The sequence below is a fragment of the Arcicella sp. GW822-FHT02H01 genome (assembly GCF_058802005.1).
In genome coordinates, this window is record NZ_JBXANT010000001.1 from 4,763,037 (window position 1) to 4,787,157 (window position 24,121).

Annotated in this window: 17 protein-coding genes; 10 read left to right on the forward strand and 7 right to left on the reverse strand. The window is 35.9% G+C overall.

The genetic code is table 11. The features are described 5' to 3' along the window. Nucleotides 1-141: 141 nt before the first annotated feature. The 5 genes from AC1RNE_RS19925 (at nucleotide 142) to AC1RNE_RS19945 (ending at nucleotide 8,003) form a co-directional block, all read left to right on the forward strand. Nucleotides 142-2,328 (forward strand): peptidase domain-containing ABC transporter, encoded by a 2,187-nt coding sequence (locus AC1RNE_RS19925; protein ID WP_492803403.1) that lies wholly within the window; start codon nucleotides 142-144, stop codon nucleotides 2,326-2,328. Nucleotides 2,329-2,331: 3 nt separating this feature from the next. Next, the gene (locus AC1RNE_RS19930) at nucleotides 2,332-3,699 is read left to right on the forward strand and encodes an HlyD family secretion protein (RefSeq protein ID WP_492803405.1); all 1,368 of its coding nucleotides are present in this window, start codon (nucleotides 2,332-2,334) and stop codon (nucleotides 3,697-3,699) included. Between the two features lies 1 nt (nucleotide 3,700). Further along, the gene (locus AC1RNE_RS19935; protein ID WP_492803407.1) at nucleotides 3,701-5,164 is read left to right on the forward strand and encodes a TolC family protein; all 1,464 of its coding nucleotides are present in this window, start codon (nucleotides 3,701-3,703) and stop codon (nucleotides 5,162-5,164) included. Nucleotides 5,165-5,337: 173 nt separating this feature from the next. Further along, a complete protein-coding gene (locus AC1RNE_RS19940; RefSeq protein ID WP_492803409.1) occupies nucleotides 5,338-6,564 on the forward strand; it encodes a DEAD/DEAH box helicase in 1,227 nt (408 codons plus the stop codon). Between the two features lie 431 nt (nucleotides 6,565-6,995). Next, entirely contained in the window at nucleotides 6,996-8,003 is a 1,008-nt protein-coding gene (locus tag AC1RNE_RS19945; RefSeq protein ID WP_492803411.1) for a class I SAM-dependent methyltransferase, read from the forward strand. Between the two features lie 561 nt (nucleotides 8,004-8,564). On the opposite strand, the gene AC1RNE_RS19950 is transcribed toward AC1RNE_RS19945, so the two are convergent. After that, entirely contained in the window at nucleotides 8,565-9,077 is a 513-nt protein-coding gene (locus AC1RNE_RS19950; protein ID WP_492803413.1) for a methylated-DNA--[protein]-cysteine S-methyltransferase, read from the reverse strand. 69 nt (nucleotides 9,078-9,146) lie between these two features. Here AC1RNE_RS19950 and AC1RNE_RS19955 point away from each other — a divergent pair, with 69 nt between their 5' ends. From AC1RNE_RS19955 to dnaJ, 3 genes are all read left to right on the forward strand, one after another. Continuing rightward, nucleotides 9,147-10,049, forward strand: a complete 903-nt coding sequence (locus tag AC1RNE_RS19955) for a DNA-3-methyladenine glycosylase family protein (protein ID WP_492803414.1) — start codon at nucleotides 9,147-9,149, stop codon at nucleotides 10,047-10,049. Between the two features lie 58 nt (nucleotides 10,050-10,107). Further along, nucleotides 10,108-10,710 carry a nucleotide exchange factor GrpE gene (locus tag AC1RNE_RS19960; protein ID WP_309919367.1) on the forward strand — a complete coding sequence of 201 codons (603 nt, stop codon included), beginning with the start codon at nucleotides 10,108-10,110 and terminating at the stop codon, nucleotides 10,708-10,710. Nucleotides 10,711-10,791: 81 nt separating this feature from the next. Further along, the gene (gene dnaJ / locus AC1RNE_RS19965) at nucleotides 10,792-11,952 is read left to right on the forward strand and encodes a molecular chaperone DnaJ (RefSeq protein WP_492803417.1); all 1,161 of its coding nucleotides are present in this window, start codon (nucleotides 10,792-10,794) and stop codon (nucleotides 11,950-11,952) included. Nucleotides 11,953-12,493: 541 nt separating this feature from the next. Here the strand turns inward: dnaJ and AC1RNE_RS19970 are convergent. The 6 genes from AC1RNE_RS19970 to AC1RNE_RS19995 all read right to left on the reverse strand — a co-directional run bounded on the left by AC1RNE_RS19970 (nucleotide 12,494) and on the right by AC1RNE_RS19995 (nucleotide 20,363). Further along, nucleotides 12,494-15,463 (reverse strand): glycosyltransferase family 117 protein, encoded by a 2,970-nt coding sequence (locus tag AC1RNE_RS19970; RefSeq protein ID WP_492803418.1) that lies wholly within the window; start codon nucleotides 15,461-15,463, stop codon nucleotides 12,494-12,496. A gap of 230 nt (nucleotides 15,464-15,693) precedes the next feature. Then, on the reverse strand, nucleotides 15,694-16,731 hold the full coding sequence (gene pheS / locus AC1RNE_RS19975; protein ID WP_492803420.1) for a phenylalanine--tRNA ligase subunit alpha: 1,038 nt from the start codon (nucleotides 16,729-16,731) through the stop codon (nucleotides 15,694-15,696). 269 nt (nucleotides 16,732-17,000) lie between these two features. Then, the gene (locus AC1RNE_RS19980; RefSeq protein ID WP_492803422.1) at nucleotides 17,001-17,873 is read right to left on the reverse strand and encodes an Rpn family recombination-promoting nuclease/putative transposase; all 873 of its coding nucleotides are present in this window, start codon (nucleotides 17,871-17,873) and stop codon (nucleotides 17,001-17,003) included. Between the two features lie 62 nt (nucleotides 17,874-17,935). Then, a complete protein-coding gene (locus AC1RNE_RS19985; RefSeq protein WP_492803423.1) occupies nucleotides 17,936-18,448 on the reverse strand; it encodes a hypothetical protein in 513 nt (170 codons plus the stop codon). A gap of 50 nt (nucleotides 18,449-18,498) precedes the next feature. Continuing rightward, the gene (locus tag AC1RNE_RS19990; protein WP_492803424.1) at nucleotides 18,499-19,224 is read right to left on the reverse strand and encodes a LytR/AlgR family response regulator transcription factor; all 726 of its coding nucleotides are present in this window, start codon (nucleotides 19,222-19,224) and stop codon (nucleotides 18,499-18,501) included. A gap of 2 nt (nucleotides 19,225-19,226) precedes the next feature. Further along, nucleotides 19,227-20,363: a sensor histidine kinase gene (locus AC1RNE_RS19995; protein WP_492803425.1), complete on the reverse strand. Its 1,137-nt coding sequence runs from the start codon at nucleotides 20,361-20,363 to the stop codon at nucleotides 19,227-19,229. Between the two features lie 220 nt (nucleotides 20,364-20,583). Here AC1RNE_RS19995 and AC1RNE_RS20000 point away from each other — a divergent pair, with 220 nt between their 5' ends. Then, a complete protein-coding gene (locus AC1RNE_RS20000; RefSeq protein ID WP_492803427.1) occupies nucleotides 20,584-23,019 on the forward strand; it encodes a TonB-dependent receptor in 2,436 nt (811 codons plus the stop codon). 162 nt (nucleotides 23,020-23,181) lie between these two features. Further along, nucleotides 23,182-24,066, forward strand: coding sequence for an Rpn family recombination-promoting nuclease/putative transposase (locus AC1RNE_RS20005; protein ID WP_492803429.1), 885 nt, complete (start codon nucleotides 23,182-23,184; stop codon nucleotides 24,064-24,066). Nucleotides 24,067-24,121: the final 55 nt, after the last annotated feature.

A 24,121-nucleotide genomic window follows, 5' to 3' on the forward strand; every position in this document is an offset into this window, starting at 1 on the left:
TTTATTAATGACATTAACCGCCTGTCAATTTATTTAGAATTTATCTAAACAAAGCAATTAATTTCGTTGTTAGAACAATTAAACAGAGGTTATTTCTTTATTTAAAGACAATAATATCACCCACATTCAAACACAAAACATATGCAATCCACTCAGTTAAGCCTTATTGTTAAGAAACTAACCGAGTTTTACGGTACTGATTTTGATAACTTCGCTTACCAATCGCCTCTTTCTAAACTAAAAACATTTAGTGCTGATGAAATTGATGTATTTGTTAATGCGCTGACTCAAGCCGCCCGTAAACAACAATTCTTAGTAGTAGAAAATTATGCCAGTGGGCAAGATTTCCCAGAACTCCTCAGAGGGAATAAACATCCAGTAATTTTTTTTGATGAAAGCGAAGATGCTATTAAAATCATTTTTGCTGCCAGAAAACTAAAAGACAATGAACCTCAATTTTATCAATTTGCCGATAATCGGGATGTAGAGAAGATTTCAGAAAATGAAACTTTCCAGCCTGTCAAAATCAATAATCATGCCGATAGTACGAAAAATGGCAAAGTAAGATTTTTGATTGTTTATCCGCTCGAAAACATGGATAATATTGTTGCACCAGAAGAATTGAGTCCGACGAAGCGGTTATTCAGGATGCTAAAAGCAGAGCGTAAAGACATCGGATACATTTATATTTATGCCATTGTCGTCGGAATAATCAGTTTAACTCTTCCGTTAGGTATCCAAGCAATTATAGGTTTAGTATCTGGTGGGTTAGTTTTTAGTTCGGTTTATGTATTGATTACCGTCGTAATATTAGGTGTTATTATTTCAGGTATTTTACAGATATATCAACAAACCTTAGTTGAAGTACTACAAAGAAGAGTTTTTGCCAAAGCTGCTTTTGAATTTACCTACCGAATCCCCAGAGTAAAATCAGAAGCATTATTAGGCTCGTATGCCCCAGAATTAATGAACCGCTTCTTTGATATTCTCAATGTTCAAAAAGCCCTCCCCAAAGTATTAATCGATATTACTGCCGCCTTAATTCAGATTCTCTTCGGCATGATTCTATTATCGCTGTACCATCCTTACTTTATTGCATTTGGTTTGCTGACTATCGCTATCGTTACTTTTGTGGTATATATCAATGCAGGAAAAGGGATGGAAACTAGCTTGGCTGAATCGAAATATAAATACAAGGTAGCCCAGTGGCTAGAAGATATTGCCCGTACATTATACGCTTTTAAATCAGCAGGTTCTACTAATTTGCCAATGCAAAGGATGGATTATCTGGTGAATAATTACCTAAAATATCGTAAAAAACACTTCAAGGTACTTTTGATATTGTATGGCAATGCTGTTTTCTTCAAGACGTTCGTTACGGCTGTTTTGTTGATTTTAGGTACTTCTTTGGTAATAGACCGCCAGATTTCTTTAGGTCAATTTGTGGCTTCTGAAATTATCATTGTCTTGGTGGTAAACTCAGTAGAAAAATTAATTTCTGGGGCAGATACCGTTTTTGATTTATTGACGGCTGTCGAGAAAATAGGTTTTGTGACCGATTTACCTTTAGAACGCCAAACAGGCTTGAATATCAATTTTCATGAAAATGCCCAAGGACTTGAAATTAAATTAAAGGATTTGAGCTACCGTTATCCAGGGGGAGCGAAACACGTCTTGAAAAAACTTAATTTAGAAATCAAGCCTAAAGAAAGCATTTGTATCACAGGTACGAATGGCTCGGGTAAAGAAACATTATTAAAGATACTTTCGGCTATTTTTACTGATTTTGAAGGAGGCATTACCTACAACGGAATGTCTATCAGAGACGTAAAATTAGATTCTATCAGAGACGCCATCGAAAGAAACTTGGCACTTGATGCCATCTTTGATGGGTCATTGTTGGATAATATCGCCATGGGTCGCTCGAGTGTGAAATTTAGTGATGTAAAGTGGGCTTTGGATAGCTTGAATTTAAGTGATTTTATTGCTGAATTGCCAGATGGATTAAATACGCCGATGATTGCGGGAGGAAAACGTTTTTCAGAAAGCTTTATCGCTAAAATTTCCGTAGCAAGATGTGTAGTAGAGAAACCTCAGCTACTGATGATTACGGATATTTACCGAGAATTGCATAAAGCAGAAAGGCTGAAAACAATTGCGTTTTTAACGGATAAGGCTAATCCTTGGACACTCCTTACCATCTCAAACGACCCTATGGTAATGGCTGCTTGTGACAAAGTAATCGTATTGAACGAAGGCGAAATCGTATTACAAGGCAGGTACCAAGATTTAATCAAAGACATCAACTTTCAAGAAGCTATAGATTAAGATATGTTAAATTTATCAAAACAAAGTATCAGTAAGCAGGTAAACGAGCAATTTGAATTGCACTCGCTTAATACCTTGCATACACCACGTTCGGCAGTAATTCTGAAACGTTGGCTGATGGCTATCGTAGTGATTTTATTATTGATATTATTTTTGCCTTGGCAACAGAACGTTACGGGCAAAGGTGATATTTCGGCTTTTACGCCTAAAGATAGACCACAGAATGTACAAAATATTATATCGGGAAGAATAGAAGAATGGTTGGTAAAAGAAGGCGACTTAGTAGAAAAGGGTGATACCTTACTGGTAATTTCAGAAACGAAGGATGATTATTTTGACCCCAACCTGCCTTCACGTTTACAAGAACAATTAACCGCCAAAAAAGCTGGACTAGCTAGTTACCAAGCTAAAATTGATGCCTTATCACAACAGATTGTAGCATTAGAGCAAAACCAGAAGTTTAGTTTACAAAAAGCCAGAAACAAAGTGAAGCAGGGCTTTCTGAAAGTAACTTCTGATAGTACGGATGTGATAGCCGAACAAGTACAATTTAATATTGCACAAGTAAGGTATGACAGGGGCGAAGACCAGTACAAAAATGGTGGGTTGGTTTCGCTAAGCGAATTGGAATCACGTAAATTGAAATTGCAGGAGACAAGAACCAAATTGGTTTCTACGCAAAATAAATTAGCGATTTCTCGTCAGGAATTAACCAATGCACAAATTGAACTTAATTCTATTGGTGCTGAATACGCTGAGAAAATTGCGAAAGCTGAGTCTGATAAAAGCTCGGCATTTTCATCTTTAGCTGCTGGTCAGTATGAAATTTCACAATTGAGTAATAAAATTACCAATGTGGATATTCGTAGAAATCAATATTATATCAAAGCGCCCCAAGAAGGCTATGTAGTGCGTGCCTTAAAAGCAGGTATCGGCGAAAACATTAAAGAAGGGGAATCTATCTGTACCCTTCAACCTTTCAATCCAGAAATGGCAGTTGAATTGTTTGTCAAAGCAATGGATGTCCCACTGATTACCGAAGGGCGTGAAGTACGTTTGCAATTTGAAGGTTGGCCATCATTAGTATTTTCAGGTTGGCCATCGGCTACGGTAGGTACTTTTGGCGGAATTGTCAAAGTAATTGATAGGATAGATAATACGAAAGGCGAATACCGATTGCTGATTGTCCCTAAAATTGCTAAAGGCGAGCAAAAATGGCCAAAGCAATTAAGAATGGGTTCGGGCGTAGTAGGTTGGGTAATGCTCGACGACGTACCAGTTTGGTATGAAATCTGGCGTCAACTGAATGCTTTTCCACCAACGTTAAAACAAGAGCCAGAAGGAGCTTTAAATCAGAAAAAAGCAAAGTAAAATGAAACAATCAATAATTAGTGGTGTTCATCAATCTAATGCTTTTGATAGGAAAGGTTTTTCAACACCACGATTTTATACCATATACGTCTTTATACTATTAATGAGCGCCATTAGTAATGCTAATGCACAAGCAACATTTAGTTATGAAGATTTTAAAAGTTTGGTTTTAAAGAATCATCCGACCGTAAAACAAGCCAATTTATACTTGGCTGATGCCGATGCCGAAATTATGCAAGCCAGAGGGGCTTTTGATCCAAAGTTATCATCAGATTTTGACAGAAAGGCGTTTAAAGGGGATGATTATTATAACCGCTGGCATAATGCACTTAAAATTCCTACTTGGACGGGTATAGATTTTAAAGTGGGTTACGACCAAAGTACTGGTAAAAAGCTGTTGGCGGAAGAATCATCCCGACTCATCGTGGCGGGTTTAAGCGTGCCGATTGGTCAAGGCTTGGTGATTGATGCGCGAAGAAATACATTGAAGCAAGCTAATTTAGCCAAGAACATAGCCGAAGCAGAGCGCCAAAAGCTGATTAACAAAACCATCTTGTATGCTGCCAAAAGCTATTGGGAGTGGTGGTTTAGCCATCAGCAATTACAATTTGTACGTGAAGGCTACGATTTGGCAAACCAAAGATTTATCGCTACTCGCGAACGTTCGCGAGTAGGCGAACAAGCTACGATAGATTCTGTGGAAGCGAAGATTACGCTACAAGACCGTGAAGTAGCTTTAGAACAAGCTCAGGTAGATTTGCAGAATACTAGGTTGGCGTTGTCAAACTATCTGTGGGATGATAAGGAAAATCCGCTTGAATTGCCTGAAAATGCTTTTCCGCCAGCGTCGGCAGTGATAAAAGTAGATGAAACCACGCTTCAAGGTTTAATTAGTCAGGCGAAATCAAGACACCCTGAAATTCAGAAATACGATTTGAAAATCCAACAATTAGGGATTGAAGAAAAGTTTAGAAGGGAAATGCTAAAGCCGACGCTGAATGCTAATTTCAATTTTATTGCAGATAGCTTTAGCTCAAATCCTGCTTATTCGTACGAAAATTCCTTTTCGACTAATAACCATAAGCTGGGCTTTGAGTTTATAATGCCCCTGTTCCTAAGAAAAGAAAGAGGGAAGCTACAGCAAATCAGAATCAAGCAATTGAGTACAGGTTTTGAATTGAATCTGGCACGACGTGAAATCATGAATGATGTGTATGCAGCTTATAACGAAGTGAAAAACTATGAACGTCAGCTACGTATTCAACAAGATGCGGCAAAGAACCAAGAACTATTAACGAAAGCCGAACAACGGAAATTTGAAATTGGCGAAAGTACTTTGTTCTTGATTAACAGTCGCGAAAGCAAACTGATTGATATGCGCATAAAAGTAGAATCGTTGAAGAGTAAATATGAAAAAGCACTGGCAAATTTAGCTTATACGGCTGGACTTACAGACTTGCTGTAAATTTATTTATAAAAACCCTTTGGATTGTCAATTTGTATTTGTCGTAAATTTTAGCTATCTTTTCAAAATTGAACATCAACGTTTGTTCGTTCTGTATGCTAAAATACTTTACTTTAGCGTCAACAAGTTCAATATAATCCTTGTTAGACGAGCAAAATTTAAACTAATATAAATTGACATTTCAAGATTTCAACTTTGATTCAAAGCTTTTAGACGGCCTAGAGTCGATGGGTTATACCAAACCAACTGCAATACAAGAACAAGCTATTCCGCTGATTCTTCAAAATAAAGATTTAATTGCCTGTGCTCAGACTGGAACAGGTAAGACTGCTGCTTTTTTGTTGCCAACTTTGCATAAGATTATCAATACGCCTGATAAACAGAGGCACCTCAATACGCTGATTATCTCGCCTACTCGCGAGCTTGCCACGCAAATAGACCAACAAGTAGAAGGTTTGGGCTATTTTACGGGTATCAGCTCTATTTCGATATATGGCGGAGGTGATGGCGCTGCTTGGAATCAGCAAAGAAAAGCCCTAGAAGATGGTGCAGAAATCATTATAGCTACCCCCGGAAGGCTAATCGCTTTGTTACAAATGGGTAAGATAAACTTCTCTCATTTAAAACATTTGATTCTGGACGAAGCCGATAGGATGCTGGACATGGGTTTTTATGATGATATCATCAAAATCATCAAGTATCTCCCTGCTGACAGACAGACGATTCTTTTTTCTGCGACGATGCCTCCCAAAATCAGGTTGTTGGCTAATACTATTCTGAATAATCCAGAGCAAGTAAATATTTCTATTTCTAAACCATCAGACGGCATTTCGCAACAAGCGTATCTGGTGTATGATACACAAAAAATAAAATTGTTGACACATCTTTTGGAAGAAGGGAAATATAGTAGTGTTATTATTTTTGCTTCAACCAAGGAAAATGTAAAGCAATTAGACAAAGAACTAAGACAAGCAGGACTGAAAGCCAAAGCGTTTCACTCTGACTTAGATCAGAAAGAAAGAGAAGAGATTCTGAGAGAGTTCAAAAGTAAATCTTTGCCCGTTTTGATTGGTACAGATATTCTTTCAAGAGGAATAGATGTAGAAGGAATCAGTTTAGTGGTTAATTTTAATACGCCAAACGACCCTGAAGATTATATCCACAGAATCGGGAGGACGGCTCGTGCGGCAACTACTGGTGTAGCCATTACTTTTATCAATGACAAAGACCAGAAGAAGTTTGCTGCGATAGAAGCCTTGATAGGAAGAGAGATTCCTAAAACGCCATTGCCAGAAGGAATGGGCGAGGCGCCAGTGTATCAGCCTAATAAAAGAGTTAATGCGAGTGGTTTTAAGAAAAAGCCATTTAAGAAAAAGAACAAAGTGGTTAAGAAAGAATAGTAAAAGTATGAGTGCTGAATTACGAGTGCTAAGTATTTTACAAATAGAGACTACTCATCACTCACGATTCATAACTCTTACTTAAAAATGCTGTAGTCAGTAGTTTTTATTATAATTGATAAGTACTGCCTACAGCAAATGAGTATGTTGCCCTGAAAAACACCTATTATCTCAGAAATATCATCTCAACCATGTAATTTTGTAGCTTAAAAGCTAAAATTATCGAATCGTCTTCAACATATATACTCTCGGAATCAGAAAAACACTTTGTACAAACACATCTTCATGATGATGTAAATCAGTTACTTTTACAAGCAAAGCGTTTTCCAACCCTCAATATTCCTTATTTAGTAGCACAAATTCAGGCTAGACAAAAAGCTAAAAACAAACTGCCAGAATGGACTGAAAACCTTGATGTTTTCTTCCCCAAAATGCTGTCGTTAGAACAATCTTCTTCGGAAATTACGGCTAAATTTAAAGCAAGTCTGGTAAACGGAGAAAACCTGTTAGACCTAACAGGGGGTATGGGAATAGACCTTGCTTATATGAGTAAAGGCTTCAACAACGCTTTTTATGCTGAACAGAATAGTGAGTTATTGAAAGTTACTCAGCATAATTATCAGGTACTCGGTATTAAGAACATCCAATTTATTCGAGGAAATTCTGAAACTTGGTTGAAAGAGAACGAAGATAAATTTTCATGGATTTACCTTGACCCACATAGGCGTGACGATACGGGTAACAAAGTAGTAAAACTACAAGATTGTGAGCCTAATATATTGGAAATCAAAAACTTGATTTTTGAAAGAACGAATAACATACTCTTGAAGGTATCGCCTATGTTGGATATTGATTTAGCCATATTGGAATTAAAAAATGTATCGAACGTATATATCGTTGCTGTGGAAAATGAAGTAAAAGAAATTTTATTTCACCTGCAAAAAGACTATCATGCAGAAGCTAAAATCACCGCCATTAATTTTCTAAAACAAGGTCATTCTACTGAAACAAAGTCAACTGAGCAACACGTTTTCACCTTCCAAAAGTCGGAGGAAAAAACGGCTATGATTGGTTTTAGCAGTCCACAACAATTTTTGTATGAACCCAATGCGGCTATTTTAAAATCGGGTGCTTTTAGAATGGTGGCGCAACAATTTGATTTGCAGAAAATAGCTCCGCATAGTCATCTTTATACTTCTGAGAAATTAGTCAATGGTTTTCAGGGCAGGACTTTTCAAATAAAAGCAGTTTGTAAATTAGATAAAAAGGAAGTTGCAAAACATATAATAGGAAACAAAGCAAATATCACCATCAGGAATTTTCCTTTGACTGTAAAACAAATCAGAGAAAAGTTGAAACTGAATGAAGGCGGAGATGATTATCTTTTTGCAACTACCGATGCGCAAAATCAGAAGATTGTGATTGTTTGTTGTAGATAGTAAACTTTCCCCGCAGATTCTCGCTGATTTTAAAACCGCAGATAATGGAGATTTTTAGCAAGGATAATCAGTGTAAATCAGCGTATCAATCTCTTTAAATCAGCGGGTAAATATTTCCCGCAGATTCTCGCTGATTTTAAAAGCGCGGATGATGGAGATTTTTAGCAAGGATAATCAGTGTAAATCAGCGTATTAATCTCTTTAAATCAGCGGGTAAATATTTCCCGCAGATTTTCACTGATTTTAAAAGCGCGGATGATGGAGATTTTTAGCAAGGATAATCAGTGTAAATCAGCGTATCAATCTCTTTAAATCAGCGGGTAAATATTTCCCGCAGATTCTTGCTGATTTTAAAACCGCAGATGATGGAGATTTTTTAGTAAAAAATAATCAGCGTAAATCAGCGTATCAATCTCAGTAAATCAGCGGGTAAATATTTCCCGCAGATTCTCGCTGATTTTAAAACCGCGGATAATGGAGATTTTTTTAGTAAAATAATCAGCGTAAATCAGCGTATCAATCTCTATAAATCAGCGGGTAAAAAAACGTTTTACAAAAAAATCAAAACATACTAGTCTGATAATTTCCTGTATGTTTAGCCTCATGTTCTAATAGCCATTTTTTTCGCCATAAATCACCGCCATAGCCTACCAAAGACCCATTTGCCCCAATTACTCTATGACAGGGTACGATAATATTAAATTTATTTGCCCCATTAGTAGTGCCAACCGCACGAATGGCTTTTTCATTACCAATCCTTCTTGAAAGCTCTAAATAGGAAATCGTTTTGCCATAAGGAATAGTTACTAGTTTCTCCCAAACTGATTTTTGAAAATCTGTACCTTCGTGTTGAAAGGGAATATCAAAATCCTTGCGAGTACCCTCAAAATATTCTTGTATTTGTTGCTCATACGTTTCAATGATGGCTGGAACATACAAGGTTGCTTCTTTGCGTGGACTAGGCTTTTTTTGTGTTTCTACAAAAAGAATAGAAGTAAGATAGGTTTCAGTAGCAGATACTTCAAGCTGTCCGAGGGGAGACTCAATATATTTTGTGAAAATTTCAGTATTCATATTTGCGAATGATTAGCAAGGTTTGGTTTTTATTTGAAGAAAACAATTCAGTATTTTGCAATAAAAAACATGAATCAAATCTTCCTTCCTGTTCCTGCACAGTTTTCTTTTCAAGAATGCTTATGGTTTTTAGATAGAAACTATGATGATTGCCTGCACGAAGTTCGGGAAAATTCTGTTTTGAAACTGCTTTCCATTCATGAAAAACCAACTTTAATTGAAATTAAAGCCCTCGACAATCATTTGCAGATAGAAGTATTAACAGGGGAATGTGCCAAAGATGAAATCTGCCATTTTGTGACAGAATGGTTTGATTTAGAACGAGATTTAATGCCATTTTATCAGCTATTAGCCAAGGACGACGACTTAGCTTATATGATTACTGACTATCACGGTTTGCGACTATTGGGTATTCCTGATTTGTTTGAAGCCTTATGTTGGTCGATTATTGGACAGCAGATTAATCTTAGTTTTGCGTATAAGCTCAAACGTAGATTGACGGAGACGTATGGTTACAAACAAACCTATGAAGGAAAAGACTTTTATCTTTTTCCTAAACCCGAAATAATTGCAAAGCTAACCGTAGAGGAACTTAGAAATATGCAATTTTCGACCCGAAAAGCAGAATATTTAATTGAGATTGCCCGTACTTTTTCAGAGAAAATACTCTCAAAAACCATGTTAGAAGAACTTTCAACAGCAGAGGCTATTAAAGCGTTGGTGGCTATCAGAGGAATAGGGGAGTGGACGGCAAATTATGCTTTGATGAAGTCGTTAAAGCGTTTAGAATGTGTAACTTACGGAGATGTAGGGTTGTATAATGCCTTGAATGCTTTGAAAGGTTTGCCTAAAAAACCTTTAAGGGCAGACTTAGAAATCTTTTTTAAAGCCTTTCAAAAGTGGGAAGCCTATACTGTTTTTTACCTATGGAGAAGTTTAGCGGTGAAGAATAAGGCAATTCAATCAATTTGAGCGTAAAAAACTGTAACTTTGTTAATTCAAAAACTGTCAATCTGACAGAAACCAACAAATGGCAAAACTTTTGACAGTATTAGGGAAGTATAAAAATAAAGCGAAAAGTATATTGAAAATGGAAAATAAAGAAGAATTACAGACAGAAGAACAAGCGTTGAACCAAGAAACTGACAATGTTTCTGAAAATATAGAGGCAGTTGTTGAAGAAACAGTGGAAATTTCTGAAACTGAAAAACTTCAAGGAGAAATTGCGGAGTTGAAAGATAAATATTTACGCCTATATTCTGATTTTGATAATTTCCGTAAACGTACTGCGAAAGAGAAATTAGAAATGATTCAGTCGGCATCAGAAAAAGTAATTGTAGATATTATTCCAGTGATTGATGATATTGAAAGAGCTACTGCCAACGCACAAGAAGGAGAGATTTCTGAAGGAATCCAATTGATATTCAATAAATTAAGTAATACTTTGGCTACAAAAGGTTTAAAACCAATGGATGCTAAAGGACAAGTATTCAACCCTGATGTTCACGAAGCAATTACCCAATTCCCAGCGCCTACAGAAGAAGACAAAGGAAAAGTATTTGATGTAGTGGAAAAAGGATATTATTTGAACGAAAAAGTAATTCGCTTTGCAAAAGTTGTTGTAGCAAACTAAAAATATTATTAGAGTAATGTTATAATCCATAAAATATTGGATGATTTCCTGCTTAATTACTCAATTCATTGATTAGAAAAGATGGCAAAAAGAGATTATTACGAAGTATTAGAACTTTCTAAGTCAGCTTCGGAAGACGAAATAAAGAAGGCATATCGTAAGATGGCTATTAAATATCACCCAGATAAAAATCCTGGGGATAAAGCTGCTGAAGATAAATTCAAGGAGGCCGCTGAAGCCTATGAAGTGTTATCAAACGCCCAGAAAAAAGCTCAATATGACCGTTTTGGTCATGCAGGAATGAGCGGAGCTGCTGGCGGAGGTGGCGGTTTTAATGGCGGAGGAATGAATATGGATGATATCTTCAGCCAGTTTGGAGATATTTTTGGTGATAACAATCCTTTTGGTGGATTCTTCAATGGGGGTGGTCAGCAACAAGGCCGTAGAACTAGAAAAGGGTCTGATTTAAGAATCAAACTTAAATTGAACCTAGAGGAAGTAGCCAATGGTGTTGAAAAGAAAATAAAAGTAAAACGTCACGTTACTTGTAAGCCTTGTAGCGGAAGCGGTGCTAAGAACGGTACTGAACTACAGTCGTGCCAGACTTGTGGTGGTTCTGGACAAGTGCGTCGTGTTCAGCAGACTATGCTTGGACAAATGGTAACAACTTCTACTTGCCCTACTTGTAATGGTGAAGGTAAGATGATTAAAACACGCTGTGAAGTGTGTTTTGGTGAAGGTAGAGTATTAGAAGAAGAAGTTATTCCAATCAAAATTCCTGCTGGTGTAGCCGAAGGCATGCAGTTGTCGATGACTGGCAAAGGAAATGTACCTCCTCGTGGCGGTGTGGCTGGCGATTTATTAATCGTTATCGAAGAAGAAGCAGATGAAGTATTGCACCGTGATGGTACTAACGTAATCTATGACTTATACCTTAATTTTGCGGATGCTGCTTTAGGAACTTCAGTAGAAGTACCAACAATCGGTGGTAAAGCGCGTATAACGATTGATCCAGGAACACAAGCGGGTAAGATTCTTCGTTTAAAAGGAAAAGGTATCAAAGAGTTGAATGGTTATGGGGTGGGTGATGAATTAATCCATGTAAATATTTGGACGCCTAAGAGTCTTAGCCGTGAAGAAACTGAACAACTAGAGAAGTTCAGAACTTCGCCAAATTTCCAACCAAAACCAAGTAAAAGCGATAAAAATTTCTTCGAAAAGATGAAGGATTTTTTTAATTAGGACTTTTTTTGAGACTTTAGACGCTAGACATTAGATTTTAGACTTGAGGAATTTTGGACTTGAGGACTTGAAGATTTTTTAGTCGTAGTTTTTTAAATATTAATCCCCTTATTCAGTGATGAGTGAGGGGATTTTTTATGACGCAGTCAATCGGTTAAAACCAAGCGACTGCATTCTTTCTATTAAGGTGCGACTTAAGTCGCACTCTAATAGAAAGAATGCAGTAATCGATTTTTATGTTTACAAACGTTTGCTTATTTATAAAGCTATTCCTAAAAACTAAATCATATTCAAGAGCAAATACGCCCAGAGGGCTTCTGTGAATAGTCGTCACTCGGCTAAAGCCAAGCGACTGCAACTACACAACATCATGAATAACAAAAAATCCCCTTACTCATCGCTGAATAAGGGGATTAATATTTAAAAACCTAAGACTAAAAAATCTAAAATCTAGCGTCTATTATCTTAAAGTCCTAAAGTCCATCATCCTAAAGTCTAAAAGAAAGTCCTTAAGTCCATAATCCTCAAGTCTATACAAAACCTAAGAATTCGCTTTAGTCATTTGCTTATCAAACATCGCTTGGTACTTCGCAGCTTCAGGCAATTTAGCATTTTTTACACCCTCAATGATAATTTGCATCTCATAAAGGTTAGTCTGAATTTGTCTACCGTCGCTACTCTTTTTGTCGATTAAGTAATAATCCAATGCCTTATTATTTCTGTTCATGATAGTTTCAGCCATTTCTAATCCTTTTTTCTTATCGCCAGCGGCTAAGTATAAGGCTACAAAATTTGCCGAAAGCTGATCATAAGGAATCGTTTTATCAGGCATTACTTTCAAGCAATAGTCTAAAGCAGCTCTAGCTTTATCTAATTTACCCTCACGAACCAATTGGTCTGTTAAACGTAAGAAAGCCAAACGAGCCGTTACTACAGGAACCTCTAAATAGAAATCTGAATGATAATATGTTTTAGAATTATCCAAATCTCTCCAGAACATCTTCTTTGTCATATTATTATACATGATGTCAGTATTTACAAAACCATCCTTCGCTTCAGGCACTTTGAAAGGCATCAATCTGTAAGCATAGCCTTCTAGTTGCATATATTCTTTCAAGTTCAAATAACTTGCAGAAGGCAAAGTAGTTGCAAAGTAAATTGGGCGTTTCCAACCAGTTGCTGCATTTTGAGCAATCAAATCTAGTTGAATAAGCTCAGGCTTCATGATACCACCTTTACCTGTTGACCAAGCCATTTGATTCGTCACGAAAGGCTCCATATCTTTTGGAACAAATCCTGATTTTTTAACAGCCTCAACATCAATTGGTAAAAATAGGTTTTCAGTCGGCAACGTATTAATCATTGAGCCATCCGTTAAAGGCACTTTAATGGCTTGATTATCATCTTTTACTAATTTCAAATATTCAAGTAAATTGATGCCCGTTTTTACATTTGGGTTTTCATAATACATGATTTGCTCGTTCAAACCTTCCAAGAAACGGTCTTTAGGTAAAGAAATCGGAAGTGCCTGCGAATCATACGTTTTACGCTTCATTTGGTCGATATACCAGTCTGTTCCTAATAATGAAAGGTTACACACGCGCACGTCAGTACGATAGCCCTCTACCTCTTGAACATACCATAATGGGAATGTATCGTTGTCACCACCAGTAAATAAAATTGCATTTGGAGCACATGAATTCAACATGTTTTTAGCAAAATCTATTTGGTGGTAACGGTGGTTACGGTCGTGGTCATCCCAGTTTTGTTGAATTAAAATCACAGGAACAACAGCCGTTACGACAGTGGCAACAGTACCAGCAACTACACCATTCTTTAAGAATTTACCTAACCATTCAGCCAATTGAATTACGCCTAGACCAATCCAGATAGCAAAGAAATAGAACGAACCAACATAAATATAATCACGCTCACGAGGTTCAACTGGCGGAGAGTTCAAGAAAACAACCAGTGCTAAACCTGTCAGTAAAAACATTAATGTAGTTACTAAGAAGTCGTTTTCGTTTTTACGTACTAGTAATACAAAACCACATATCCCTAAAATCAGTGGTAGCCAGAAATAGTTGTTTCGTGCTTTATTATGTGCTAATAATTCAGGAAGTTCGCCTGAACGAGTATAATCGATTACACCAGCATCTTGAATATCACTTTCACGACCGACAAAATTCCAAAGTAAATACCTCATGTACATATGTCCCATTTGTTTTTTGAACATAAATTTCATGTTGTCTATAAAAGTTGGTTTTTCACCCGGTGCTAAATCCAAGATTTCCTCGTACAACTGAATATGCTGAGGAGAGCTACTATAAACACGTGGCAACAACATTTGTCCATCTTTAGAATAGATTAGTTTTTGCTTGTAATCATATACCTCATACTTACCATCCTTCATTTTGTAAACAGGAGCTCCTTTTTCTACACTTTCAACAGTAGCCGTATAAATTGGACCGTATAATAATGAGCGTTCTCCGTATTGTTCACGTTTCAGGTATTTTACATAATTCAAGATATTGCTTGGGTCGTTTTCGTTGATAGGGGTGTTGAACGTAGAACGAACAAAAGCCAAGTTATACGACAAATATCCAATCAATACAAACACCAATGAAAGCAATGAAATATTAAGGGTAACTTTTTGCTTTTTGATAGAATATAAAATCCCCCAAACGATAGCACCTACCAAGGCAATGATGAAGAAAATGGCACCAGTACCATAAGGTAAGCCTAAGCCATTAGTAAATAATAACTCGAATTTGAAAGCCATCGAAGGAATACCCGGAATAATAGCAGAGTTAATCACTCCGAGAATCGCTAAGCCAATCAATAATGCAATGATACCTCCTTTGAAAGTAGGAACAGGATATTTTTTGAAATAATATAACAATGCCAACGCAGGAACAGTAACCAAGTTCAATAAGTGAACACCGATTGAAAGTCCAACGATATAGGCAATCAAAATCAACCAACGGTTTGCTGTAGCTTCATCTTCGATGATTTCCCATTTGAAAGCCGCCCAAACTACCAACGCAGTAAAGAACGACGACATAGCATACACCTCTGCCTCAACAGCCGAGAACCAGAAAGTATCTGAGAACGCATAAGCTAATGAACCAATAACACCAGCACTTAATAAAGTAATGGCTTCCCCTTTTGAAAGCTCTTCAAATTTTTTGTTGTAAACCTTACGTCCGATTAACACAATCGTCCAGTGCATAAACAATATCGTCAAAGCACTTGATAATACTGACATCATATTGACCCAGTATGCTACTTGAGTAGTATCTGAACCAGCCAATAACGAGAACATTCTACCCAACAACAAAAATAGGGGCGCTCCCGGAGGGTGCGGAACTTGAAGTTTAAAAGCACAGGCGATAAATTCTCCACAATCCCAGAAGGAAGCAGTGCGTTCAACTGTAGCGGTGAAGACAAATAATGAAATAGCAAAGACAATCCAGCCTATGAGATTGTTGATTTTTTTAAAATTGTTCATTGAGGGGTACGTTATCAGTTATTTGTTGATTCTTATTTTTTGGTAAAAATCTATAATCAACGTAAGCAAAAGACAAATTTGAATTCAAAAATACTAAATAAGATTGGCTTGAAGAGGGTAGGGCTGTTAAAATGTGTTAATTCTGCGAAGAAGTAGCTGAATTTTATGAACTTATATAAAATAAAAAGACCTGATTTTACAGGTCTTTTCAAAGCTCATTAATAAATCGTCTATAATCCTTCAAACTGACGTAAGAATCTCACATCATTTTCAGTGAATAATCTTAAGTCTTTGATTTGATATTTTAACATCGTAATTCTCTCGATACCCATTCCGAAAGCGAAACCTGTATATTCCTGAGAATCGATACCGCATTGCTCCAAGACGTTAGGGTCAACCATTCCAGAACCTGCAATTTCTACCCAACCCGAGTATTTACAAACATTACAACCTTTGCCTTTACAGATTAAGCAAGTAATGTCAATTTCAGCTGAAGGTTCAGTAAAAGGGAAATATGAAGGACGATAACGTACTTTAGTATCTTGCCCGAACATCTCTTTGGCAAAATAATAAAGGGTATCTTTCAAGTCTTTAAAACCAACGTTTTTATCTATATACAAACCTTCTACCTGATGGAACAAACAGTGAGCTCGGGCAGAGATAGCCTCGTTACGATACACACGCCCAGGCATAATAGAACGCAAAGGAGGTTTTTGGTTTTGCATCAAACGAATCTGTACGTTGGATGTATGTGTTCTTAACAAAATATCATCCGCTACGTTTCCACCTTTTTTCTCAATAAAGAACGTATCCTGCATTTCACGGGCAGGGTGATTTTCGGCAAAATTCAATGCCGTGAAATTATAAAAATCAGATTCTATTTCTGGTCCATCCGACACATTGAAACCCATTTTAGCAAAGATTTCGATGATGCGGGCTCTTACCAACGTAAGGGGATGAATACTTCCGTTTTCAAAAGGAACGTTTGGAAGTGTTAAATCAAATTCAATCGCCACTGATTTTTCGGAACTAGCTTCAATCAATGCTTGAAATTCATTGAATTTGGTCTGAGCAGCATCTTTCAAAGTATTCAATGCTTGTCCAACAGCACGACGTTCTTCTTGGGCAACGTTTTTAAGTTCATCAAAAAGGTCGCCAATCACGCCCTTGCGTCCTACATAAGCGATACGGAAAGCTTCAAGTTCTTCCTTTGTGGAAAGCTGAAAATCAGCAATTTGCTGATGTATGTTGTTAATCTTATCTTGCATTTATCGGTATTGAATGCTGTGAGCCAAAGTGGTTGTTTACGTTGGCATCTTAAAGAATTGTGAGTGATTGTTTCTTGAAGATATGCAAAATTACAATATTCGTACTTAGAGGGCAAAAAAAATTGACAAATTTAGAGATTTGTCAATTTTGAACAATTTAAAAAAACTCATTGCATGACTAAACAAACCATTAAGAACTATCACAATCACTGTTAGTCATGCCATGAGTATTGCTGAATTTATATTATTTTTTGAGTAATCGAAAAAGCCTAGTTTTTTGCATCATTTTTTTCTTTGATTGTTTGGACAAAATCAATTGATACCCCTGCAATGTCAGCAATTACTCCAATATCAAGTCCTTTTGCTAAGGCTTTAGTAATTATTTCAATATTTTTATTTTCAAGAGCTTCTTTAATTCTTCTACTTTCAGCCTTTATAGCTTCTGCATTACGAGCAATTAATATTTCGAAAGATGCTTTTTCATCTGGTGTCATTTTCCTACTATCTAACTCATCAATTGCTATTTTCAACCACTCTTCATCCCAAAATTGAGGAAATTGAGTGGGTTTTGTAACTGTATGTATCGTTTTCATGGTATATATCAGTTTTTCTAAATTCGTATGACAATCAATCTCTTGTAATGTAAATTTATCTAATTCTAAAGTAATAAATGTCATCTGGTCATCAAAAATTTTCCCTTCTTCATCTCTCAAATTTGCAATTGTGTGGAATTGAGAATACGGAAAAATATTATTAGCTAAAATAGCAACACAGTAAATTTTAGTAAGTATTCCATAGTCAAATTTTCCACGCTTTACCATTGCATTGAATTTATGTAATGCGTAGAATTTCATGCGTTGTACAAAATTAGGAGCTTCACCATACTGCATTTCTACAATGAAATGATTGTTATTTTCATCAACACAAGCTAAATCGAAAATACCACCTCTTGCATCTTGTGTAATTCCTTCGAAAGTATTTTTATCGAAGGTTACTTCTTTTATTGGCACAGTAGATTTTATTAATGCCTGTAAAGCCTTACGTAAAAATAAGGTATTTGATTCATTTCCAAAAGTTGCCTTAAATCCGTAGTCAGAAATAATTGGAATAAATATTTGATTTTCAGTGTATAACGTTTCCATAGAGTGTATGTAGTTTATGATTTGTAGAAATAGTTTTAAGAGATAAAATGGATAACCCTCTTTTATAACCTTAATCCCTTTCGTGAAATTTCGCCTTTAGTTTTAAGGATATATATCGCATTGATAGCATTTTCTTCACTATTATAGTAGTACTTCTTGATGCCATCTATTGAAATAAATAATTGATTGTTTGAGTCTGTCATTATTTCTCCTTGTATTCCATCGGCAAATATTATTTTACCATTTACAAACGAGCGTACTGGAGGAATGGTATTATCAAAAGGAGGCTCTTGAGAAAAGTTATTTATTACAGGGTTTACAGGAATGGTATTAATGGATGGATTAGGTGAAATAGTATCAGAAGCTGGCGAAGGCTCTACTATTTTTCCTTTTAAAGTAGCTTCAGCAATAATAGTCAAAAGCCTATTGTTTTCTTCCATTAATTCTATGCTTTTATTGATTTTCCAATACCAGCAATTCACTTCTCGTAAAAGCCAAAATATTCCAATTATAATAGCAAACGCAAATAATACCCCAACAATTAAAGTAATTAAAAATCCAGATGTTTCAGACATGATGTAAAATATTATAAGTTGAATGGAATGAAAAGCAATATATTAGATAATTACTTCCTCAACAAATTATCCCTCAAAACTTTTTCTAATACCTCTTCTTTGAAACTTCTGCTCAATGGAATTTTGAAGCCTTGTATTAATATTTCATTGTTTTCAATCGTCTTTATTTTTGAAACCGCTATGATATACGATTTATGTACTTGGATAAAGTGCTTGTTATCCAGATATTCCTCGACAGCCTTTAACGAAATCAAGGTCATGTATTTGTTTGTTTCTGTTTGGATAATCACATAGTTTTCTAAGGCTTGAATGAATAGTATTTCCTTGATAAATATCTTCTCGAATTTATGATCACATTTGATAAAGAAAAAATCGTTTCGCTCAATTTCTTCTATCATGCCAGCTTTATGATTCCGATATTGTTGATAGTCGCGGGCTTTGGAAACGGCTTTGAAAAAGCGATTGAAGGTGATGGGTTTGAGTAAATAATCCATCACATCAAATTGAAAACCCTCTAAAGCATAAGTTTGATAAGCCGTGGTGATGATTACCATTGGCAAATCTTTTTTAATTTTCAGGAAATCTAAGCCACTCATAAACGGCATTTGGATATCCAAAAATATTAAATCTACAGGTTCGTTTTCAAGCAGTTTATCAAGCTCTAATGGATTTTCTGCCATTCCCACTAACGTTAAATAATCGATGGCTTCCACATATTTAGCCAATCCTTCCCTTGCCAGAGGCTCGTCATCTACGATTACACAAGTTAATTTCATGCTTAAATTGTTTGAGGAATGAGATGTTGCTTTTTATTGAATGCCAATTTTAACACCACTTTATAACTATCACTAGCGTCATTAATCGCTAGTTTATAATGCTTGGGATATAATAAATCAAGTCTTCGTCTCACGTTTTTTAAACCTATACCGCTATTTTCATACATGCCATTGTCTGATTTCTGAGCCACCACAAAACTATTTTCTATCATTAGATTAACCATCTCACTATCAATGTCTAGCGTCATACTGATATAATTTTTTTGTCCTTTGCCTTTTGAAACATGCTTAAACGCATTCTCTACAAATGGCATCAAGATAAAGGGCTCAATCGTTTGCCCGATAGCGGAATGATTGTTGATTTCAAATTTTAAGTCAGTTTGTTTTTCGTCCAACCTCAGCCTTTCTAATTCAATAAAGTTATTGAGAAAGAACAATTCTTTTTCCAAGGCTATTTCGTTTTCGTTGCATTCGTATAGTTGATAACGAAGTAAATCTGAAAATGAAGCCAGTGATTCAGATGCCAAGTCTGGGTTTTTATGAATCAAGACAAAGATGGAATTGATGGTATTGAACAAAAAATGAGGATTGAACTGTGATTTCAGGTATTTTAATTCTGTTTCCAATTTCTCTTTTTCTAATACATGTTGCTTGCGTTCTGATTGAATCCAATTTTTTGTCAGCTTGATACTCATCGCAAGGGTCGTGCTTGCCATCGTCGACGGTAGGGCATTGATCAGGAAAAAGAACATAAAATCGCTGGGTTCTCTTTGATAAAGTTCCTTGAAGGTAAAATCAGAAAGATAGGCACTGGTATAATAGCCCGCTACAATAAACCATGATGTGCTGAGCACAACGAGTAATAAAAATAAAATATATAGCCCGTATTTACCTTTTTGAAGGTAATGAGGAATCAGGTAAAATAAATTAAAATAAACCGCAATGGCTTGGAAGACCACATAAAACAAGAATTTGATAGAGTAGGCACTGCTCAATAAATTATTGGCTACGGCACTAATATTACGGATAGTCAGCATCCACCAAGCGATATGGTACAAAAACCAAAAAGGGATATGGTATAGTTTATATTTAATAAACCAACTGCTCTTTGAAAAGATATTAGCTTTGTTATTGAACATTTTATGAAAGAGAATAGCTTGCAAAATACGTTAACGCTCAATAATAACCTATCGATATTGACGAACGACATCAGTAAAATGACAAGATGTAATAATGACTCTTTAACCCGATTATAGGCGTTTTCTGCATTTGGTCAATACAAATCTAAGGCTTGTCAATCAAATTATTTTATCTTGGAAATGTACTGTTGTTTTGACTAACAATCAAAATGACAAGCTCATGAAAACCAATGCCTTACTGATAATAACTGCCACTTTAATGGCAACAACTACTTACGGACAAATTACTGGTAAAATAATTAATAAAACCAACGAAGCCATACCTTTTGTCAATGTTGTATTATATCAAGCCAATGATACTACTATCGTTAAAGGAACCAATGCAGACGAAAAGGGTATGTTTTCATTATCATCGACCAAAGAAGGTGTTTTTTTGATAGGCATCAGTAGTGTAGGATACCAATCTATGTTTACAAAACCTATCACCATAGCCATACAAAACGAAGCTGTTGACATAGGAGTTTTGCAAATGACAGACAATGTCAATGCACTAACCGAAGTAGTAGTAAGTGCCAAAAAGGATTTGATTCAGACTACGCCAGTCGGACAGGTAATAAATGTACAAAGTAGCATCATGACCAAAGGGAGTTCTGCCCTACAGGTGTTAGAGCGATTGCCTGGAGTAATTATCGACTACCGAAATAATAGCTTTAGTTTAAACGGACAAAGCGGCGTAGCTGTGATGATTAATGGACGAACAGTTCGCTTGTCGTTGACGGAAGTAATGGCAATGCTCAATGGCATGAATGCTGACAATATTGATAAAATAGAAATCATTACGTCGCCAACTGCCCAATATGATGCCGAAGGTGGGGCAGGACTAATCAATATTGTCTTAAAGAAAAATGAATATGAAGGGACAAAACTCAATTTTTCTTCAACGTTAGGTTATGGGTTTAGAGAGAAAGCATCGGCCTCTATTAATGTGTCACATGGCACTAAAAACTCCAATTACTATGCTTCCTACTCGATGCTACACGACGGTTCTAAATCAAGTTGGCAGGCCTACGGTGCATTGAATTTCCCTGCTTTGGGGGGAGCTTATACCAGTGGTTTTTATAGTGCTACAATTAACCTAAAAAATAGTCATAATCTTTCGCTGGGTTTTGACCATAGACTAAACTCCAAAACATTAGTGGGAGGGAGCGTAACCTACTTATATTCAACTACAAAACCCAATGTTCAAAGCGATGGATTTTATGATTTTCAATCGGGCAATTATTTTGCTATGAAGATAAATTCGTTAGGGAATAATCTTGGGCAGAATATCCAATCTTCCGCATTTTTAGAAAAACAACTATCTGTAAAATCTAAACTGAATGTTGATGCCAGCTATTGGTATTTTAAGAACAACAGTCCATCTTTGATTAATAGCACCTATTATGATAAAGAAGGAGAAATAATAAAACCATCGTCATCAGTTTTTACAGAAGGTAACAGAGGTGAAGGCATTTCTGAACTGAATATTGGCGTGTTGAAAGGTGATTTTTCGACGAAGTTAACTGATAAAATAAATGTTGAAACGGGCATCAAAGGGAGTTATTCTAGTAATACAAATAATAGTAAGGTAGAAAAAAAGGAGCATGACGTTTGGGTGTTGGATAGTCGTTCTCAAAGCACTGTTATAAGTAACGAAAGTATTTTAGCAGCTTATTCTTCATTTGATTTTACTTTAAATACCAAAACATCTTTGACGGCAGGCTTGAGGTATGAGTATTGGGCAAGAGATATTAACCATCAGACAAATACCTATTCTCAATTTTTCCCTTCTCTAAATTTCAGTCATAAAATAGCTGAAAATAGCAGTGTTGTATTGAATGTTTCTCGCCGAATCAGCAGACCCGCTTACAATGACTTGATTGCAGGCTTATTTTATAATGACCCTAGTTCGGTTTTTACAGGAAATCCATTGTTGAAACCGAGTATTACCAATGCCTTCAAAACTACGTTTACGCATAAAAGCATGAGCATTGGTTTAGGTATCCAACACGAAGTAAATCCAATCATTCGTTATCAATTAAGTACTACTGCCGCCAAAGATATATTTATCTTATCTCCTCAAAATCTGGATTTTATGAATAGTATCAGCCTTACAACTAATGTGCCGATTCAGCTTTTTAGTTGGTGGAAAATAAATATAGGGGGAACAACCGCTTATCGCAAATACAGAGTAGGCTATACTCCGCAAGTAGCCGAGAAGGCGTATTTGTTCCATAATTATTTCTTGAATCAGACCTTGAGTCTGCCACAGAATATCGAATTAGAAATCTCAGGATGGCATAATACTAACCAATTTGATGGTCCCAATATGATAAAAGGGTTTGGCGTACTGAATATGGGCATAGCCAAAAAGCTAGATAAAGACAGAGGAACGATACAATTGGCGATTACGGATATTTTTAAATCCATGAATATTTATACCGAAGTAGGCGTAGTTACACATGTCGTATTTATCGAACAAAATAAAGTGCATTATATGGATGAGACCGCTTATGCAAGAATTTTTAAATTAAGTTACTCCAGAAGCTTTGGCAGTACAATCCGTAGTCGTAGTAAAACAAATAATGTAGAAGAGGAGGGGAGTAGGATACGGTAGTGAGATTGGGTAACAAATTCATGGCATGACTAACAGTTAGTCTTTAGTCTGTTAATTATCAAATAATTTGTTTAGTCATGCCAAGAGTGAAATTTAGTTTTACGTCAAATAAAAATAATTTTTAACTTTTTAAAAGAGTCTAATTTTTAGTATTTTTGAGTCATGGAAACACTATACACCGACGACCAAATTTTTATTCCTATAATCTCAGACTACGGATTTAAGGCAACGTTTGGAAATGAATCAAATACCCTATTTTTACGTAAGGCTTTACAAGCATTAATAAAATCTACTATCCCAATAAAAAAAGTAACTTTCGATAAAAATACTTTTGAGGGAATTACATTAGATAGCAGGGGCGGAATTTTTGATTTAGCTTGTACCGATGAAGACAACAATCATTTTATCGTAGAAATGCAATATGGCGGAGCCCCTTATTTTGTGCAACGCATGAAATTCTACGCATTGCATAAATTCAATGCAATGGTGAAACGAGGCAAATTTGATTATGGAACGCTTACTAAGATTTACTGTGTTGCTATTTTAGCAAACAATATTTTTCCTTATCCTCAATTTCATTCAGTTGCTAATCTAAGAAATGAACAAGGTGAACTTTTTGATGAACAAATGTCGTTTATTACGGTAGAATTAGATAAATTTGTTTTACAAGAATCTGATTGTCAAACTGATTTAGAAAAGCTGATATATACCATGAAAACGATACATACAGTTACGAAACCAACTCAATTTCCTAAGTTCTGGGATGAAGAATGGTTGAAAGTTGCTATTGATGAATTGGATAGCAGAAAAATGACACCAGATGAGAAAGCATCCTTTGAGATACTAATTGCTCGCAATGCTGAAGCAGTAAAAGCAGAAAGTAAAAAAATCAAAGAAGCAGAGGCTAGGAAAGAAATATTAGTTAAGACTGAGACCATAGAAAATGGTCTCAGTATGGGTTTAACTATAGACCAATGCGCTAAGTTAGCAGGGGTTTCAATTGAGTTTGTCAAAAATATTCTTGAAAAAATATCAGAAAGAAAATAGCTATTAAATCGTTTCCTATTTACCCTCTGCTAAAAGTTAGGTTGTCAAACTAATG

What these genes read in the sequence shown, in the direction of transcription:
- AC1RNE_RS19960 (WP_309919367.1), top strand. Translation starts at nt 10,108, where the DNA reads ATGGCAAAACTTTTGACAGTATTAGGGAAGTATAAAAATAAAGCGAAA.
- AC1RNE_RS20000 (WP_492803427.1), top strand. Translation starts at nt 20,584, where the DNA reads ATGAAAACCAATGCCTTACTGATAATAACTGCCACTTTAATGGCAACA.
- AC1RNE_RS19945 (WP_492803411.1), top strand. Translation starts at nt 6,996, where the DNA reads ATGCTGTCGTTAGAACAATCTTCTTCGGAAATTACGGCTAAATTTAAA.
- AC1RNE_RS19970 (WP_492803418.1), bottom strand. Translation starts at nt 15,463, where the DNA reads ATGAACAATTTTAAAAAAATCAACAATCTCATAGGCTGGATTGTCTTT.
- AC1RNE_RS19955 (WP_492803414.1), top strand. Translation starts at nt 9,147, where the DNA reads ATGAATCAAATCTTCCTTCCTGTTCCTGCACAGTTTTCTTTTCAAGAA.
- AC1RNE_RS19995 (WP_492803425.1), bottom strand. Translation starts at nt 20,363, where the DNA reads ATGTTCAATAACAAAGCTAATATCTTTTCAAAGAGCAGTTGGTTTATT.
- AC1RNE_RS19985 (WP_492803423.1), bottom strand. Translation starts at nt 18,448, where the DNA reads ATGTCTGAAACATCTGGATTTTTAATTACTTTAATTGTTGGGGTATTA.
- AC1RNE_RS19925 (WP_492803403.1), top strand. Translation starts at nt 142, where the DNA reads ATGCAATCCACTCAGTTAAGCCTTATTGTTAAGAAACTAACCGAGTTT.
- AC1RNE_RS20005 (WP_492803429.1), top strand. Translation starts at nt 23,182, where the DNA reads ATGGAAACACTATACACCGACGACCAAATTTTTATTCCTATAATCTCA.
- pheS (WP_492803420.1), bottom strand. Translation starts at nt 16,731, where the DNA reads ATGCAAGATAAGATTAACAACATACATCAGCAAATTGCTGATTTTCAG.
- dnaJ (WP_492803417.1), top strand. Translation starts at nt 10,792, where the DNA reads ATGGCAAAAAGAGATTATTACGAAGTATTAGAACTTTCTAAGTCAGCT.
- AC1RNE_RS19990 (WP_492803424.1), bottom strand. Translation starts at nt 19,224, where the DNA reads ATGAAATTAACTTGTGTAATCGTAGATGACGAGCCTCTGGCAAGGGAA.
- AC1RNE_RS19930 (WP_492803405.1), top strand. Translation starts at nt 2,332, where the DNA reads ATGTTAAATTTATCAAAACAAAGTATCAGTAAGCAGGTAAACGAGCAA.
- AC1RNE_RS19935 (WP_492803407.1), top strand. Translation starts at nt 3,701, where the DNA reads ATGAAACAATCAATAATTAGTGGTGTTCATCAATCTAATGCTTTTGAT.
- AC1RNE_RS19980 (WP_492803422.1), bottom strand. Translation starts at nt 17,873, where the DNA reads ATGGAAACGTTATACACTGAAAATCAAATATTTATTCCAATTATTTCT.
- AC1RNE_RS19950 (WP_492803413.1), bottom strand. Translation starts at nt 9,077, where the DNA reads ATGAATACTGAAATTTTCACAAAATATATTGAGTCTCCCCTCGGACAG.